Source organism: Citrobacter sp. 172116965 (genome assembly GCF_013458095.1).
Lineage (GTDB): Bacteria > Pseudomonadota > Gammaproteobacteria > Enterobacterales > Enterobacteriaceae > Citrobacter > Citrobacter braakii.
Genome location: NZ_CP046673.1, coordinates 3,665,645 through 3,682,197, shown reverse-complemented (window position 1 = coordinate 3,682,197; position 16,553 = coordinate 3,665,645). Strand labels below are relative to the sequence as shown.

Here is a 16,553-nt window from a genome sequence, read left to right as displayed (position 1 = left end):
GGGATTCTACTGAGCATCTATGAAACTCAATAAAAATTATATTGGTATTAGAGATAGATGGTGGGCGTTACCTCTCATCTTGCCTTCCTTGCTGTTGCCTATATTGAGCACTGCTAACACCTATGCCCATATTAGTACCGGGAACGTAATTCTTTTCTACCTGCCTTTAGCGCTGATGATTAGCCTGATGTTGTTTTTTGGCTGGGCGGCATTACCAGGAATTATCATTTCCATCATCTGGTACAAATATCCGCAGGTTGGGTTATTTGAAATGCTCTCAATAATTTCGCACTTTATAGTTACGATAGTGCTTAGTTGGGGAGGGTATAAAGTTTTTGCTCCCCGGCGGAATAACGTTTCTTACGGTGACTCCCACCTGATGTTTCAGCACATGTTTTGGCAGGTTTTCTGCCCGGCAACGCTGTTTCTGCTATTCTTCCATTTCGCCGCGTTTGTGGGCGTCTATGAGAGCAAATCCGGCATGGTGGGCGTTATGCCCCTTAATACCGGCACGTTGATCAACTATCAGGCCATGCTGGCCGGGAATCTGGTTGGGGTTCCACTGTGCTACTTAATAATTCGCACGATTCGTAATCCTTTGTATATCAGAGGTTATTTATCTCAGTTAAAGCAGCAGTTTGATACCAAAGTTACCAAAACAGAGTTTGCGGTCTGGCTGATTATATTGACCATACTAATGACATTGTTGTGTATGCCGCTAGATGAGAAAAGCTCAATATTTAGCACGAATTATACCTTGTCACTGATGCTGCCCGTCATGCTATGGGGAGCAATGCGTTACGGTTATAAATTTATTTCGTTAATATGGATGCTCGTACTCATTACAGCAATTCATTATTATCAACGCTATATGCCTTGGTATTCGGGTTACGATGTGCAGCTTGCCATTACCTCATCGAGTTACCTGGTTTTCTCCTTCATCGTGAATTTTATTGCCGTACTGGCAACGCGCCAGAGAATTGTCGCCAGACATTCTCATCGTCTGGCCTTCTTTGACCCCATGGTGCATATTCCGAATTTGCGCGCTTTGAACCGGGATTTGAGAAAGGCGCCATGGTCAGTGCTTTGCTTTTTGAGTGTTCCGGGTATGGAACTGCTGGTGAAAAATTACGGCATTATGCTGCGTATCCAGTACAAGCAAAAACTTGCCCAGTGGGTAAAGCCATTGCTGAAACAAGATGAGCATGTCTATCAGTTATCGGGTAATGATTTAGTTCTGCGTTTTAACACCGAGTCGCATCAGGAGCGTATTGAAGCGCTGGACAGGCATATCAAGCAATTTCGTTTTATCTGGGATGGCATGCCTTTACAGCCGCAGGTGGGGATTAGTTTTTGCTATGTCCGTTCTCCTGTTAATCACATCTACTTGTTACTGGGGGAGTTAAGCACCATCGCCGAGCTTTCTCTGGCGACCAATGCGCCAGAGAATTTGCAGCGCCGAGGCGTGATGCACCTGCAACGTGACCTGAAAGATAAGGTTGCGATGATGAATCGTCTGCAGCTGGCGCTGGAGCACCATCGCTTTTTCCTGATGGCGCAGCCGATTTCAGGCGTGCGCGGCGATGTTTATCATGAAATTCTGCTGCGGCTAGAGGGAGATGATGGTAAAACCATCGGTCCTGACAGCTTCTTACCGGTAGCGCATGAGTTTGGATTGTCATCCAGCATCGATCTGTGGGTGATTGAAAATACGCTGAAGTTTATGGCGCAGAATCGGGAAAAAATGCCCGCCCGTCGGTTTGCTATTAACTTATCTCCCACATCGGTATGCCGGGCCCGGCTTCCGCATGACATCAACCAGTTACTGATTAAGTACAAAGTTGAACCGTGGCAGCTGATTTTTGAAGTAACGGAAAGCAATGCCTTAACCAATGCGGAACAGGCGCAGGCAACGTTACTGCAGCTGCAATCATTGGGCTGTCAGATTGCGATTGATGATTTTGGTACCGGATATGCCAGCTATGCGCGGCTGAAGAATGTGAATGCCGATATCCTGAAAATTGATGGCAGCTTTATTCGCAACATCGTTTCGAATAGCCTCGACTATCAAATCGTGGCCTCTATTTGCCATCTGGCGCGGATGAAAAGAATGCTGGTGGTCGCGGAGTACGTCGAAAGCGAAGAAATACGCAGTGCGGTAATTTCGCTGGGGATTGATTACATGCAGGGGTATCTGATTGGTAAACCGCAGCCGTTGCATGAAATGCTGGAAGAACAGGTGCCAGAAGAACTGGCACCTGCTGAGAGCTTATGCGGCGATATCGGGTGAACTCTCTTCTTCAATTTTGAGTCGCCAGCCGGTAACGGCTTCCCAGTATTGCTGCTCTTTTTCCAGATCGAGCAGCACCAGCGCATTCTGGCTAAACCAGTCATGCGGAAAGCGTAAGGTCCAGTGGTTGTCGTCGGTAATTAGGGTCAGCGTCGGTGGCGTGGTGGTCGCTTGTCGCTGATTATTCAGCAGCACGCCCAGGCGCAACAGCTGAATTAATGGCAGAAACTGTTTTTTCTTGAACAGCGTAAAGCGGGGCAAATCATCCAGTTTCACCGCTTTGCGATGATATCGAACCAGGGTTGCCATCATCAGCTGTTGTTCCTGATTGAAACCCGGTAAATCGCTGTTTTGGAGGATATACGCCGAGTGGCGATGTAAACCGCTGTGGTTGATGTTCAGCCCAACCTCATGCAGCATCGCCGCCCAGCGCAGCAACGCTTCCAGTTGTGGATTGGCCAGCTTTGGCTGCTGCGTATGCCACTGATCGTACATTTGCATCGTCGTTTCCAGTACGCGCCGGGCCTGTTCGCTGTCGATGTTGTACTGGTTCGCCAGGCTGCTCGCGGTACGGCTGCGAACGTCCTGGTGGCGAAAACGACCTTCCATCTCATACAGCACGCCTTCGCGTAGTGCGCCATCAGAAAGGCGGAGTTCGCGGATAGCCAGTGCGTCAAAAACGCCGCACAGAATCGCGAGTCCCGGCACAAACACCGCTTTTCGTTCTTCAGACAGCCCCGGCAGGCTGAGCGCATCGAATGACGTATGCTTCAGCACTTCGGATCGCAGTTTGTCCAGGCGTTCGGGGGTGATAAAACCATCTTTCTCGCCCATCTCCAGCAGCACTTCGTGTGCCGCTTTAATCGTGCCCGACGCGCCCAGCGCAACGTTCCAGCCCTGAATGCGAAACTGCCAGGTTAAGGTTTCAAGCTTTTGCGCTGCCGCCATGCGCGCACGCTGGAAGTTTTCCCGACTAATAGCGCCGCCCGGGAAATACATCTGAGCAAAACTGACGCAGCCCATACGACGACTTTCCACCAGTTTGGGCTCGAAATCTTCGCCGATCACCAGTTCTGTTGAACCACCGCCGATATCAATAACCAGCTTACGACCCTTTTCCGGCTGGGTGTGCTCCACGCCCATAAAAATCAGTCGGGCTTCTTCATTACCGGAAATAATCTCAATCGGGTAGGGGATAACTTTTTCTGCTCGCTTGAGAAAATCGGTCGCATTTAGCGCCTGACGCAAAGTATGGGTTCCCACGATGCATACGCTTGATGGGGGAAAGCCCTGCAGACGTTCGGCGAACAGCGACAGGCAGCTTAATCCGCGCTCCATTGCCTCTTCGCTCAGCTTGTTATCTTCGCCGAGGCCATCCGCCAGATGAACGCGCTGTTTCAGTCGCCCGATAATCTGCATTGCGCCATCAACCACGCGGGCAATGACCATATGGAAACTGTTTGAACCAAGGTCGACCGCAGCAAATTCCTGCGGTCGTGGAGTCTTGTCGTGTATTGGCATAGCGTTAGTCAGGTTGCTCGAGTGATTTGATGTAGTCGTATATCGCCAATTGTGACTGAACCTTACGGCGGTTTCCGCGCGGTACGTAGCGATTACTGAGTTCTTTATCGATGAAGCGAGCCTTCACCGTGTCGCTGAACAGGATATCGATAATATCCAGCACCCGTTGCTTAAGACGCGGGTCCAGCAGCGGTGTGGCGACTTCGATGCGATAGTCGATATTCCTGGTCATCCAGTCTGCGGAGGAGAGGTATACCTGCTTGTCGCCACCGTTTTCGAAGATATAAACCCGGTCGTGTTCAAGGTAGCGGTCAACTATGCTTATCACGCGAATATTGTCGCTAATGCCTTCCAGGTTCGGAATCAAAGAGCACATACCGCGAATCAATAAATTGACTGGCACGCCTGAGCTTGAGGCCGCATAGAGACGATCAACCAGGCCTTTATCGACCAGGTTATTCAGTTTTAGGGTGATACCGGAAGGCTGTCCTTGCTGCGCGTTGGCGATTTCTTTGTCAATCATCGCGTACAGCAAACGGCGCGAGTTCTGCGGAGATACCAGCAGATAATCGAACGTCACCGGACGATACGGGTTCTCGATGAAGTTGAACACCCGACGAACCTCGTTGGTAATACGTGAGTCGGCGGTAAGTAACGAGTAGTCGGTATAGAGACGCGCCGTTTTTTCGTTGAAGTTCCCCGTCCCGATATGTGCATAGCGCACAACTTCATCACCTTCTTTACGCGAGATAAGGAACAATTTGGCGTGAATTTTCAGGCCCGGCGCGGAGAAGATGACGTGAACGCCAGCCTCGGTAAGACGCTTGGCCCAATGAATGTTGGCTTCTTCATCAAAGCGAGCCTGCAACTCCACCACCACGGTGACTTTCTTACCGTTGTGCGCAGCATGGATCATCGAATCAATGATGCGCGAGTCTTTGGCCACACGGTAGATGTTGATTTTTATCGCCAGCACGCTCGGGTCGAAAGAGGCCTGGCGCAACAGTTCAAGAACGTGCTCAAAAGTGTGATACGGATAATATAGCAGCACGTCGCGTTCGCGAACGGCGTCAAAGCCGTTACGAAACTTCTCGTTATCGAACCAGATATGGCGCAAACGCGGCAGCGGTTTGTTCACCAGGTTAGCTTTGCCAACGTTGGGGAAATTAATAAAGTCTTTGAAGTTATGGTAACGCCCGCCGGGAACAATCGAGTCGTAGCGAGAAATCGTCAGCTTTTCACGCAGTACCTCGACCAGCGCATTGGGCATGTCGCGCTGATAGACAAAACGTACAGGCTCTGCGGTCAGACGCTGTTTCAGGCTGGACGACATCAGCTCCATCAGGCTCGATTCCATCTCGTGCACCAAATCGTATTCGGCGTCGCGAGTCATTTTCATCGAATAGGCGTTCAGCGCATCGTAATCAAAGAACCCTTTGAAAATGTCGTCAAGGCAGTAGCGTAAGATGTTGTCCAGCAGGATCATCGGTTTGCGACGGCGCGGGGTTTCCGGTGGTAGATTCACAAAACGGGGAACCTTGTCGGAAGGGATTTCCAGCAGCGCGTAGTGGATCGTATCGCCGCGGATAATTTCCACCGCCAGATAGGTGTAGTCATCTTTCAGAAACTGAACTAAATCCGTCTCGCGGTTAATCAGGATCGGTGTAATGTGCTGGCGAAGATATTGTTTGAAGTAATGGCGTAACCAGTTCTGTTGATTGACCGACAACTGACGTTCATTGATAAGGAAAATCTGGTTGCGCGCCATCTCCAGCAGCAACTCGTTGTACAGGCCGTCAAATTCCTGATCGGCTTTTAATACGCGGGCCTGGATTTTACCTAACAGATGGCGGGAGTGAGAGTTTGAACCCTGTTCTTCGCTAATAATGATTCGGCGCTTCAGTTCGGCAAAACGAACCTTATAAAACTCGTCGAGATTATTGGAATAGATGCCTAAGAAACGCATCCGTTCGATCAACGGGTTTGACTTATCAGCAGCTTCCTGGAGTACACGTTCGTTGAACGCTAACCAACTGAGTTCTTTCTCGATGTATAGCTTTTCCTGACCCATTACCACTTTTACTCCGTTTCATTCACGGGACACTACCGATTTATTATGGCGAGCATTGCTCTCAGATGTCCAACAGTGCCAGAAAAATATGACAATAAACCGTCTGATAGCAAAGAGAAAGGGGGGAGCGTAGATGAATACCGGAGATGTTAACCGGAAAAGGTATTTATGCCTGTAAACCGGATGGTGAGATCCGGTTTACAGGTTGATTTTATTCTTCGTCGGCGGCGTAGCCTTGTGGCGGCAGACGAACGCCGTCCAGCCATGCTGCGTTATCACGCATCTTCAGGCGGCCATCAGTAAACCAGCTTACCACCAGCGGGTAAATGGTATGTTCCTGGGCCTGGACTCGTTCCGTGACATCATCTTCGCTGTCGCCTTCAAATACCGGAACCTTGGCCTGGAGAATAACCGGTCCGCCGTCCAGTTCATCGGTGACGAAATGGACGGAGGTGCCATGCTCTTCATCGCCGTTTTCCAGAACCTGACGGTGCGTGTGCAGGCCAGGATACTTTGGCAATAAAGACGGGTGGATATTCAGCAATCGTTCAGAATAGTGAGCAACAAACGCCGGGCTTAGAATGCGCATATAACCGGCCAGCACCACGACATCGGGGGCATAAGCGTCGATCTCTTGTATCAGTTGCTGGTCGAATGCTTCGCGACTGGCAAACTGGGCGGCTTCCAGCGAGTGTGCAGGAATATTCACTTCGCGTGCGCGCTCAAGGCCGAACGCATCGGCCTTGTTACTGAATACTGCACGTATGGTGCCATTGATTTTATTCTGTTCGCAGGCATCGATTATCGCCTGCAAATTGCTTCCGTTGCCGGAAATGAGCACCACAATGTTTTTCATTCAATGACCACACGCTGTTCGGAATCAGAAGCTTTGATGATACCGATTTTCCATGCGTTTTCACCTTTCTCATTGAGCAAAGCAAGGGCGTTGTCCACTTCAGAAGCTGGCAGGGCGATAACCATGCCTACGCCGCAGTTAAAGGTGCGATACATCTCATGCTGGCTGACGTTACCCGCCGTTTGCAGCCAGTTGAAGACGGCTGGCCACTGCCATGAAGATTCGTCGATCACAGCCTGCGTGTTGTCTGGCAGAACGCGTGGAATATTTTCCCAGAAACCACCGCCGGTCAGGTGGGCAATGGCATGCACATCAACCTTCTCAATCAATTCCAGAATGGATTTGACATAAATGCGGGTCGGGGCCAGTAAGTGATCGGCCAGCGGCTTGCCTTCAAGCTCGGTGGTTTCCGGGTCACAACCGCTGACTTCAACAATTTTGCGCACCAGAGAGTAGCCGTTGGAGTGCGGACCGCTGGAGCCGAGTGCAATCAGTACGTCGCCGTCAGCCACTTTTGAACCGTCGATGATCTCTGATTTTTCGACGACGCCAACGCAGAAGCCTGCCACGTCGTAATCTTCGCCGTGGTACATCCCCGGCATTTCAGCCGTTTCACCGCCGACAAGCGCACAGCCAGACTGCAGACAGCCTTCGGCAATACCGTTAATGACGCTGGCTGCGGTATCCACATCCAGTTTGCCGGTAGCATAGTAGTCGAGGAAAAACAGCGGCTCAGCGCCCTGAACCACGAGGTCGTTGACGCACATTGCGACGAGGTCAATGCCGATAGTGTCGTGGCGTTTCAGATCCATCGCCAGACGCAGTTTTGTGCCGACGCCATCAGTGCCGGAAACCAGTACCGGTTCACGATATTTTTGCGGCAATGCGCACAGCGCACCGAAGCCACCCAGACCACCCATAACTTCCGGACGACGAGTTTTCTTTACTACGCCTTTGATTCGATCAACCAGAGCATTACCTGCATCAATATCAACACCGGCATCTTTGTAGCTAAGAGAGGTTTTATCGGTCACTGCCTGCTTCCCCACATGTTTACTTGCAGTAAAAGTTAAATTCGGCGCAATTCTAACAGGGAAAGCAAACGTTTGCGAGCCTGCTCTGCATCAAGTTTTATGTGCTGATTTTTTCAGCATTTTACAATCATTTATCTATTTGTTTGAACTGCGCCACGAAAATGAAACCGGGTACAGTCTTGTGCTTGAAACCTGCCTGCTGAATACACAGTATCGTACTGAAACCGGTTTCTGTTTTCTGTTGCAGACCTCATCAACAGCGTTTTGCACAGAGTAATCACGAGAGGGGAAGGGGATGTCAGGATTTAAAGCAGATTTCATGTGGGGTGGTGCCGTAGCCGCTCATCAACTGGAAGGTGGCTGGCAGGAAGGTGGAAAAGGAATTAGCGTTGCCGATGTCATGACGGCGGGGGCGCATGGCGTGGCGCGTGAAATCACTGACGGTGTGATTGCCGGTAAAAACTACCCTAACCACGACGCCATCGATTTTTATCACCGCTATAAAGACGACATTAAACTGTTTGCCGAAATGGGGTTTAAATGTTTTCGTACTTCGATTGCCTGGACGCGTATTTTCCCCTTAGGCGACGAAGCGCAACCCAATGAGGCTGGCCTGCAGTTCTATGATGACCTGTTTGACGAATGCCTGAAATATGGCATTGAACCGGTGATTACGTTGTCGCATTTCGAGATGCCATACCATCTGGTGACGGAATATGGCGGCTGGCGTAACCGCAAACTTATCGATTTCTTTGTCCGTTTTGCCACAGTGGTTTTTACCCGTTACCAGCACAAAGTGAAGTACTGGATGACGTTTAATGAAATTAACAACCAGGCAAATTATCACGAAGACTTCGCGCCTTTTACTAACTCTGGCCTGAAATACCAGCCCGGTGAAGACCGCGAGCCGGTTATGTACCAGGCGGCGCACTATGAACTGGTGGCAAGCGCGCTGGCGGTAAAGGCTGCGCGTGAGATTAACCCGGCATTGCAGATAGGGTGCATGATTGCCATGTGTCCTATCTATCCACTGACCTGCGCGCCGGACGATATGATGATGGCGATGAACGCCATGCACCGGCGTTACTGGTTTACCGATGTCCATGTGCGCGGCAAATACCCGCGGCATCTTCTCAACTACTTTGCCCGGCGTGGCTTTGATCTTGATATCACCGAGGAAGACCGTCAGGCGCTGACCGAGGGTTGTGTCGATTACATCGGCTTTAGCTACTATATGTCTTTCGCAACGCAGGCCACGGCAGACAACCCACAGCTGGACTACGACGAGTCGAAAAGTCTGGTTTCCAACCCGTACGTGCAGAAATCGGACTGGGGCTGGCAGATTGATCCCGTCGGTCTGCGCTATTCGCTGAACTGGTTCTGGGATCATTACCAACTGCCGCTGTTTATCGTCGAAAACGGCTTTGGTGCGATTGACGTGCAGCAGGCCGACGGCACGGTGGATGATTCCTATCGTATTGACTATATGGCCGCACATATCAGCGAAATGAAAAAAGCGGTAGTGGAAGATGGCGTGGATCTGATGGGTTATACCCCGTGGGGCTGTATTGATTTAGTCTCGGCCGGGACGGGGGAGATGAAAAAACGCTACGGCTTTATCTATGTTGATAAAAATAATGACGGAAGCGGAACGTTAGCACGCTCGCCGAAGAAATCTTTTTCATGGTATCAAAACGTTATCCAGACCAATGCTGAATATCTATAAAATTCATAGTATTGAAAGCCAGCCCCGCCAATAATGCGGGGCTTGTTTTATACTCATCATCCAGACGCAAACGACTTTGGTTGATCCATATCAAGCGTATCCAGTGTTGCGCCAGAGACGAAAAGCGGTATAATCCGGCGATTTTTTTTGTGGTTGCCACTCGTCTGAGGAAAGGAGAAGAGTATGAAGATCGTGGAAGTCAAACACCCACTCGTCAAACACAAGCTGGGACTGATGCGTGAAAACGACATCAGCACTAAACGCTTTCGTGAACTCGCCTCGGAAGTTGGCAGCCTGCTGACTTATGAAGCAACCGCTGGTCTGGAAACCGAAAAGGTGACCATTGAAGGCTGGAACGGTCCGGTTGAAGTTGACCAAATCAAAGGTAAAAAAATCACCGTTGTGCCAATCCTGCGTGCGGGCCTGGGCATGATGGAAGGCGTACTGGAAAACGTTCCGAGCGCGCGTATCAGCGTGGTTGGTATGTACCGTAACGAAGAAACGCTGGAGCCGGTTCCGTACTTCCAGAAGCTGGTATCTAACATCGATGAGCGTATGGCGCTGATCGTTGACCCGATGCTGGCAACCGGCGGTTCCGTTATCGCCACCATCGACCTGCTGAAAAATGCAGGCTGCACCAGCATTAAAGTGCTGGTCCTGGTTGCGGCACCGGAAGGTATCGCGGCACTGGAAAAAGCGCACCCGGATGTTGAGCTGTACACGGCCTCCATCGATCAGGGGTTGAACGAGCACGGATACATTATTCCGGGGCTCGGCGATGCCGGCGATAAGATTTTTGGTACCAAGTAAACGAATAAGTGAAAAGAAGCCGACTTTAAGAGTCGGCTTTTTTTTGAATATAACAACCCAAGGCTAATAACAAACAACACTCAGAGGAAAACACTATGACGCGCCGTGCTATCGGGGTGAGTGAAAGACCGCCGCTTTTACAGACAATCCCGCTTAGTTTGCAGCACCTGTTCGCCATGTTTGGCGCAACGGTACTGGTGCCAGTCCTGTTCCACATCAACCCGGCTACCGTTCTGCTGTTTAACGGCATTGGTACATTGCTGTATCTCTTTATCTGTAAAGGTAAAATTCCTGCGTATCTGGGTTCCAGCTTCGCATTTATTTCCCCGGTACTGCTGTTGCTGCCGTTAGGGTATGAAGTGGCGCTGGGTGGTTTCATTATGTGCGGCGTTCTGTTCTGTCTGGTTTCTTTCATCGTTAAGAAAGCAGGAACCGGCTGGCTGGATGTCATGTTCCCTCCTGCGGCGATGGGCGCAATCGTTGCCGTCATCGGTCTGGAGCTAGCTGGCGTCGCTGCGGGCATGGCGGGGTTACTGCCCGCAGAGGGACAATTACCGGATTCAAAAACCATCATCATCTCAATGGTGACGCTGGCGGTTACGGTATTTGGCTCTGTACTGTTCCGCGGTTTTATGGCGATTATCCCGATTCTGATTGGGGTGCTGGCCGGCTACGCGCTCTCCTTCGTGATGGGAGTCGTGGACACCACGCCGATTGCGCAGGCCCACTGGTTTGCTCTGCCAACGTTCTACACGCCGCGCTTTGAATGGGTTGCCATTCTGACCATCCTGCCGGCGGCGCTGGTGGTCATCGCTGAACACGTTGGACACCTGGTGGTAACGGCGAATATCGTGAAAAAAGATTTGATTCGCGATCCTGGCCTGCATCGTTCAATGTTTGCCAACGGCCTGTCTACGGTTATCTCTGGTTTCTTCGGCTCTACGCCGAACACCACGTACGGTGAAAATATTGGCGTAATGGCGATTACTCGTGTTTACAGTACCTGGGTTATCGGCGGCGCGGCAATTTTTGCCATTCTGCTCTCCTGTGTGGGCAAGCTGGCGGCGGCGATCCAAATCATTCCACTGCCGGTCATGGGTGGCGTATCGCTGCTGCTGTACGGCGTGATTGGTGCTTCCGGTATTCGCGTACTGATCGAGTCAAAAGTTGACTACAACAAAGCGCAAAACCTGATCCTGACCTCGGTTATTTTGATCATTGGCGTGAGTGGTGCGAAAGTTCACATTGGTGCCGCTGAGCTGAAAGGCATGGCGCTGGCGACCATTGTTGGCGTTTGTCTGAGCCTGATTTTCAAAGTTATCAGCCTGCTGCGTCCGGAAGAAGTCGTGCTTGACGCGGAAGATGCCGACAGTCCGCAACAGTAAATCTCTTACCGGGTGGCGATGCTGCCCGGTTCTATCACGACGTATTTCTGTGTTAAACTCAACGCGATTTTATGAAATCCTGGGTTGAGGTATCTCTGAACACACCGGCACAGCTCTCTTTGCCACTTTATCTTCCTGACGACGAAACTTTCGCAAGTTTCTGGCCGGGGGATAACTCCTCTTTACTGGCTGCACTGCAAAACGTGCTGCGTCAGGACCATAGCGGGTATATTTATCTCTGGTCGCGTGAAGGCGCTGGCCGTAGTCATTTGCTGCATGCAGCCTGTGCGGAACTGTCCGCGCGCGGCGATGCGGTAGGCTATGTGCCGCTCGACAAGCGTACCTGGTTCGTCCCCGAGGTGCTCGACGGTATGGAGCATTTATCGCTGGTATGCATCGATAACATCGAATGTGTGGCCGGGGATTCGCTGTGGGAAATGGCGATCTTTGATCTCTACAACCGCATCCTGGAGTCGGGGAAAACGCGTCTGCTGATCACCGGCGATCGCCCGCCAAGACAGCTGAATCTGGGGTTGCCGGATCTCGCCTCGCGCCTGGACTGGGGACAAATCTACAAGCTGCAGCCGCTTTCCGATGAAGATAAGCTGCAGGCGTTGCAATTACGCGCCAGACTTCGTGGGTTTGAACTGCCGGAAGATGTGGGACGCTTCCTGCTCAAGCGTCTGGATCGAGAAATGCGTACGCTGTTTATGACGTTGGATCAGCTTGATCATGCATCGATCACCGCCCAGCGTAAGCTGACCATTCCATTCGTAAAAGAGATACTGAAGCTGTAAGCGCCGCAGCCGAAAAAACTGCGGCAGGTTCAGGTTAACCGATGATTTCCAGTACCTGCTCCGGCGGGCGTCCAATTCTCGCCTGGCCTTTGGCAACCACAATCGGGCGCTCCATCAATTTCGGGTTTTCCACCATTGCCTGAATCAGCGCATCTTCACTCAGATTTACGTCCGCCAGATTAAGTGACTTATAGAGATCTTCTTTCTTGCGCATCAGCTCGCGCGCGCTGGACATGCCCAGCATCTGCAGCAATTCACACAGGGTTGTGGCGTCAGTCGGGGTTTCCAGATACAACACCACTTCCGGGTCCACGCCGTTGGATTTCAGTAACTCCAGCGTTTCACGGCTCTTGGAGCAGCGTGGGTTATGGTAGATTTTAATCGCGTCTGACATGACTTCTCCTTGCATAACAATCCTGCCGGATGGCGACCAAAAGACCTTATCTGGCCTACATATCGCCATCCGGCAAGGGTTCGATAATTACATTTTCGTATACGGTTTAAAGCGCTCTTGCAGTTGGCGTAGCTGGTCGATACGGGCATCGTATCTGGCCTGCTGCTGGCTACCCAGCTTGACCTGTGAGCTTGCGCTGCTGAGCATCGAAATCGCCTGATCCAGACGTCCTGCGAGGGCATACCCTTCCGCGCGGGCTGCCAGCTCCTGGTCGCGGTTGTTCAGGTTGGCTTCCGTTTGCGCTAACAGATCCCAGCCGTTAGGGTCGTCCTTATGGTTAAACGTATAGCGATTCAGGATGGTCGCTGCCTCTTTGGCTTGCCCGGCCTGTAAATACGCATTTGCCAGGTTGAGCTGCAGTACCGGGTTGGTGCGCAGGTCGCGGGCGTTTTTCAACCGATTAATGGCATCGCTGGTTTTCTTCTGACCGAGATCGATATCCGTTGCCAGGTCGAGATACCAGGCATTGTTAGCATCTGCCGCCAGCAGCGGTTGCAGTGCTTTACGTGCCTCGTCATATTTACTGGCCTCCATTGCCTGCAATGCCCGGCCATACTGCGCCGCACGTTGCTCACGTATGTTGCCTTTCGACCAGTTACTCAGCAGGTCATCGGTCAGCTGGTTGCGACCAGAGTTGTACATGCCTAAGGTGCGTGCCTTGGCCAGATAAAAATCTTCTGAAGACTGGACGACAGCCGGACGCATTTGGTTGGCGCGGTTACGGGCATCCGACAGACGGCTTTCTGGCAGGGGGTGAGTCAGCAAAATTTCTGGTGGACGCGAAGAGTAACGGGCCTGATCGAGCAATTTTTCCAGAAACGTCGGCATGGCCTGGGGATCGAATCCCGAGCGTTGCAGTACCTGAATACCGATGCGGTCTGCTTCCTGTTCGTTTTGCTGCGTAAAGCTAATCATCCCCTGACGTGTACCCGCCAGCGTACCGGTCAGCGCCGCCATACCCGCCTGCGGGCTGGCCATCGCCAATAAAATTGACCCTAACGCACCCACCCACGTTAGCGGCGCGCTGCGTTTCTGGTCTTCCATTGCACGCGCCAGGTGACGCTGCGTAACGTGGGATATTTCGTGCGCCATAACCGATGCCAGTTGGCTTTCGTTATCGGAATAGCGGAACAGTGCGGAGTGCAAAACAACGTTGCCGCCAAAGAAAGCAAAGGCGTTGATTTCATCGTTGTTAATCAAAAAGAAGGTGAAGGGCGTTTTTACCGAGTCGGCGTGCGAGACCAGACGCATCCCCAGCGCATTAATGTATTGCGTCAGCAACGGATCGTTAATTAATGGCGCACTGCCGCGCAGCTGGCGTACATAATAATCGCCCATCTGCATTTCCTGTCCTATGGAAAGCGTACTCCCTGCCGAGGTTCCCATATCAGGTAGGGTGTCCGCGGTTTCTGCAAATGCGGGCGCAACCTGACCGATGGTCAGTGCAGCAATGAGGGTAGCAACCAGGTTTTTTTTCAACTGCCTGAACATAACCTCTGTCCTGTATTCTTTTTTGAGATAGCCATTTGACCAATGCCGTGAAGTTTCGTTCACACTCCGCAAGCTTAGGGAGTGTAACTGCGAAACCTGACGATGAACACCCAGGAAAAATGACTTTTCACTTTGCGTAATCCGCTATAAAAAGCGAAGTCTTTTTTGTGACATTTCGATACAATTCGGGATCGCAATCCCGCTATTGGATTCATGGAAGGGTTTTATGCTCGAAATGTTGATGCAATGGTATCGCCGCCGCTTTAGCGACCCCGAAGCCATCGCCTTGCTGATTATTCTGGTTGCCGGTTTTGGCATCCTGTTCTTTTTTAGCGGTCTTCTGGCGCCGCTGCTGGTCGCCATTGTGCTGGCGTACCTGCTCGAATGGCCGACAGTACGGCTGGAACATATTGGTTGTTCACGGCGTTGGGCGACATCAATTGTGTTGGTGGTGTTTGTCGGTATTTTGCTGCTGATGGCGTTTGTGGTAATGCCCGTTGCATGGCAACAGGGGATCTACCTGATCCGCGATATGCCCGGCATGCTCAATAAATTGTCTGATTTTGCCGCCACCTTACCGCGGCGTTATCCGGCGCTGATGGATGCGGGCATTATTGATGCGATGGCGGAGAATATGCGCTCGCGAATGCTCACCATGGGCGATTCGGTGGTGAAATATTCGCTAGCTTCACTGGTCGGATTGCTGACGCTGGCGGTCTATCTGATTCTCGTCCCGTTGATGGTGTTCTTCCTGATCAAAGATAAAGGACAAATGCTGAACGCTGTGCGTCGGGTGCTGCCGCGTAATCGCGGACTGGCGGGGCAGGTGTGGAAAGAGATGAACCAGCAAATCACCAACTATATCCGCGGCAAGGTGCTGGAAATGGTGGTGGTTGGCGTGGCGACCTGGCTCGGCTTCCTGCTGTTTGGCCTCAACTATTCGCTGCTGCTGGCGGTGCTGGTAGGCTTCTCCGTGCTGATCCCGTATATCGGCGCTTTCGTGGTCACTATTCCGGTGGTCGGTGTGGCATTGTTCCAGTTCGGGCTTGGTACCGAGTTCTGGAGCTGTTTTGCCGTATACCTGATAATCCAGGCGCTGGACGGTAATTTGCTGGTGCCGGTGCTGTTCTCCGAGGCGGTAAATCTGCATCCGCTGGTGATTATTCTCTCAGTAGTGATATTCGGCGGCCTGTGGGGATTCTGGGGCGTATTCTTTGCGATTCCTCTGGCGACGTTAATCAAAGCGGTAATGCATGCCTGGCCGGATGGTCAGGTCGTTGATGAACCCTAATCTGTTTGCTCCGGCGATGCAATATCGCCGGAGCCGAACTTGTCTGACCTCTATCCACACATTCTGAATAATCTCCTCTGGTGTCGTTTTTCTCTGCGTTTGTCTTTAACTTGACCCGCGTGATGTCTTTAAGTCACGCAAGGAATAAGGCCAACAGGAGAACAAAATGGGTCACAACACACACACGCAGCAGAAGGTGGAATGGGGCGGTTATCTCGCTTTTTTTATTACTATTATTCTTTTTTCCGGCATGTTTGCGAAAAGTACCGAATGGTGGCGAGTCTTTGATTTCACCGTTCTCAACGGTGCGTTTGGGCAGATTAATGCGGCGGGGGACACGGCGGTCTCTTTTCGCGGCACGGGCGGTATGGGCGCAAAAGACGGCTTCTTATTCGCGCTTGAGCTGGCGCCTTCCGTCATTCTTTCACTCGGGATAATTTCCGTCACCGAAGGGCTGGGAGGGTTGCGTGCGGCACAGCAACTGATGACGCCAGTCCTGCGCCCGTTACTCGGTATTCCGGGTATTTGTTCGCTGGCGCTGATTGCGAATATGCAAAATACCGATGCTGCGGCAGGGATGACTAAAGAAATGGCGGAAGAGGGCATTATCACTGAACAGGAACGTGCCATTTTTGCCTGCTGGCAAACCAGCGGCAGTGCGTGTATTACCAACTATTTTTCCTCGGGTGCTGCGCTGTTTACGATGGTTACCGTTCCGGTGATTACGCCGCTGGCGGTGATCCTTGTCTTCAAATTTGTGGGGGCGAACCTGCTGCGTTTGTGGATTGCGCAGCTGGAAAATCGCCGTACGCAGCAGGAGGCGTGAG

General features: G+C 51.6%; 13 protein-coding genes. 7 read left to right on the top strand and 6 right to left on the bottom strand.

Features of this window, described 5'->3' with window-relative positions; genetic code table 11:
• The first annotated feature begins 19 nt into the window (after positions 1-19).
• Positions 20-2,290, top strand: a complete 2,271-nt coding sequence (locus GPJ68_RS17945) for a sensor domain-containing phosphodiesterase (protein WP_104651163.1) — start codon at positions 20-22, stop codon at positions 2,288-2,290.
• Here the strand turns inward: GPJ68_RS17945 and ppx are convergent.
• From ppx to purM, 4 genes are all read right to left on the bottom strand, one after another.
• A complete protein-coding gene (ppx, locus tag GPJ68_RS17940; protein WP_104651164.1) occupies positions 2,270-3,811 on the bottom strand; it encodes an exopolyphosphatase in 1,542 nt (513 codons plus the stop codon). The two genes, GPJ68_RS17945 and ppx, sit on opposite strands and share 21 nt — an antisense overlap.
• A 4-nt stretch (positions 3,812-3,815) precedes the next feature.
• Positions 3,816-5,882, bottom strand: coding sequence for a polyphosphate kinase 1 (gene ppk1 / locus GPJ68_RS17935; protein WP_180836900.1), 2,067 nt, complete (start codon positions 5,880-5,882; stop codon positions 3,816-3,818).
• A 211-nt stretch (positions 5,883-6,093) separates the two neighbouring features.
• The gene (purN, locus tag GPJ68_RS17930; RefSeq protein WP_104651166.1) at positions 6,094-6,738 is read right to left on the bottom strand and encodes a phosphoribosylglycinamide formyltransferase; all 645 of its coding nucleotides are present in this window, start codon (positions 6,736-6,738) and stop codon (positions 6,094-6,096) included.
• Positions 6,735-7,772, bottom strand: coding sequence for a phosphoribosylformylglycinamidine cyclo-ligase (purM, locus tag GPJ68_RS17925; RefSeq protein ID WP_016157121.1), 1,038 nt, complete (start codon positions 7,770-7,772; stop codon positions 6,735-6,737). The genes purN and purM overlap by 4 nt, the downstream gene beginning before the upstream one ends.
• 295 nt (positions 7,773-8,067) lie before the next feature.
• On the opposite strand from purM, the gene GPJ68_RS17920 reads away from it, so the two are divergent.
• From GPJ68_RS17920 to GPJ68_RS17905, 4 genes are all read left to right on the top strand, one after another.
• Entirely contained in the window at positions 8,068-9,498 is a 1,431-nt protein-coding gene (locus tag GPJ68_RS17920) for a 6-phospho-beta-glucosidase (RefSeq protein WP_104651167.1), read from the top strand.
• A 183-nt stretch (positions 9,499-9,681) separates the two neighbouring features.
• Entirely contained in the window at positions 9,682-10,308 is a 627-nt protein-coding gene (gene upp, locus GPJ68_RS17915) for a uracil phosphoribosyltransferase (protein WP_003835110.1), read from the top strand.
• Between the two features lie 95 nt (positions 10,309-10,403).
• The gene (gene uraA / locus GPJ68_RS17910) at positions 10,404-11,693 is read left to right on the top strand and encodes a uracil permease (protein ID WP_016157119.1); all 1,290 of its coding nucleotides are present in this window, start codon (positions 10,404-10,406) and stop codon (positions 11,691-11,693) included.
• A 95-nt stretch (positions 11,694-11,788) separates the two neighbouring features.
• Complete coding sequence (locus GPJ68_RS17905; protein ID WP_200049399.1) at positions 11,789-12,490, top strand: DnaA inactivator Hda; 702 nt, start codon at positions 11,789-11,791, stop codon at positions 12,488-12,490.
• A 34-nt stretch (positions 12,491-12,524) separates the two neighbouring features.
• Here the strand turns inward: GPJ68_RS17905 and arsC are convergent, their stop codons facing one another.
• Positions 12,525-12,884, bottom strand: coding sequence for an arsenate reductase (glutaredoxin) (gene arsC / locus GPJ68_RS17900; protein WP_104651168.1), 360 nt, complete (start codon positions 12,882-12,884; stop codon positions 12,525-12,527).
• An 87-nt stretch (positions 12,885-12,971) separates the two neighbouring features.
• Positions 12,972-14,435, bottom strand: a complete 1,464-nt coding sequence (bepA, locus tag GPJ68_RS17895) for a beta-barrel assembly-enhancing protease (RefSeq protein ID WP_016157117.1) — start codon at positions 14,433-14,435, stop codon at positions 12,972-12,974.
• A 226-nt stretch (positions 14,436-14,661) separates the two neighbouring features.
• Here bepA and GPJ68_RS17890 point away from each other — a divergent pair, with 226 nt between their 5' ends.
• Positions 14,662-15,726 (top strand): AI-2E family transporter, encoded by a 1,065-nt coding sequence (locus tag GPJ68_RS17890; protein ID WP_016153975.1) that lies wholly within the window; start codon positions 14,662-14,664, stop codon positions 15,724-15,726.
• Between the two features lie 166 nt (positions 15,727-15,892).
• On the top strand, positions 15,893-16,552 hold the full coding sequence (locus GPJ68_RS17885) for a nucleoside recognition domain-containing protein (RefSeq protein ID WP_075847665.1): 660 nt from the start codon (positions 15,893-15,895) through the stop codon (positions 16,550-16,552).
• The last annotated feature ends 1 nt before the right edge of the window (position 16,553 follow it).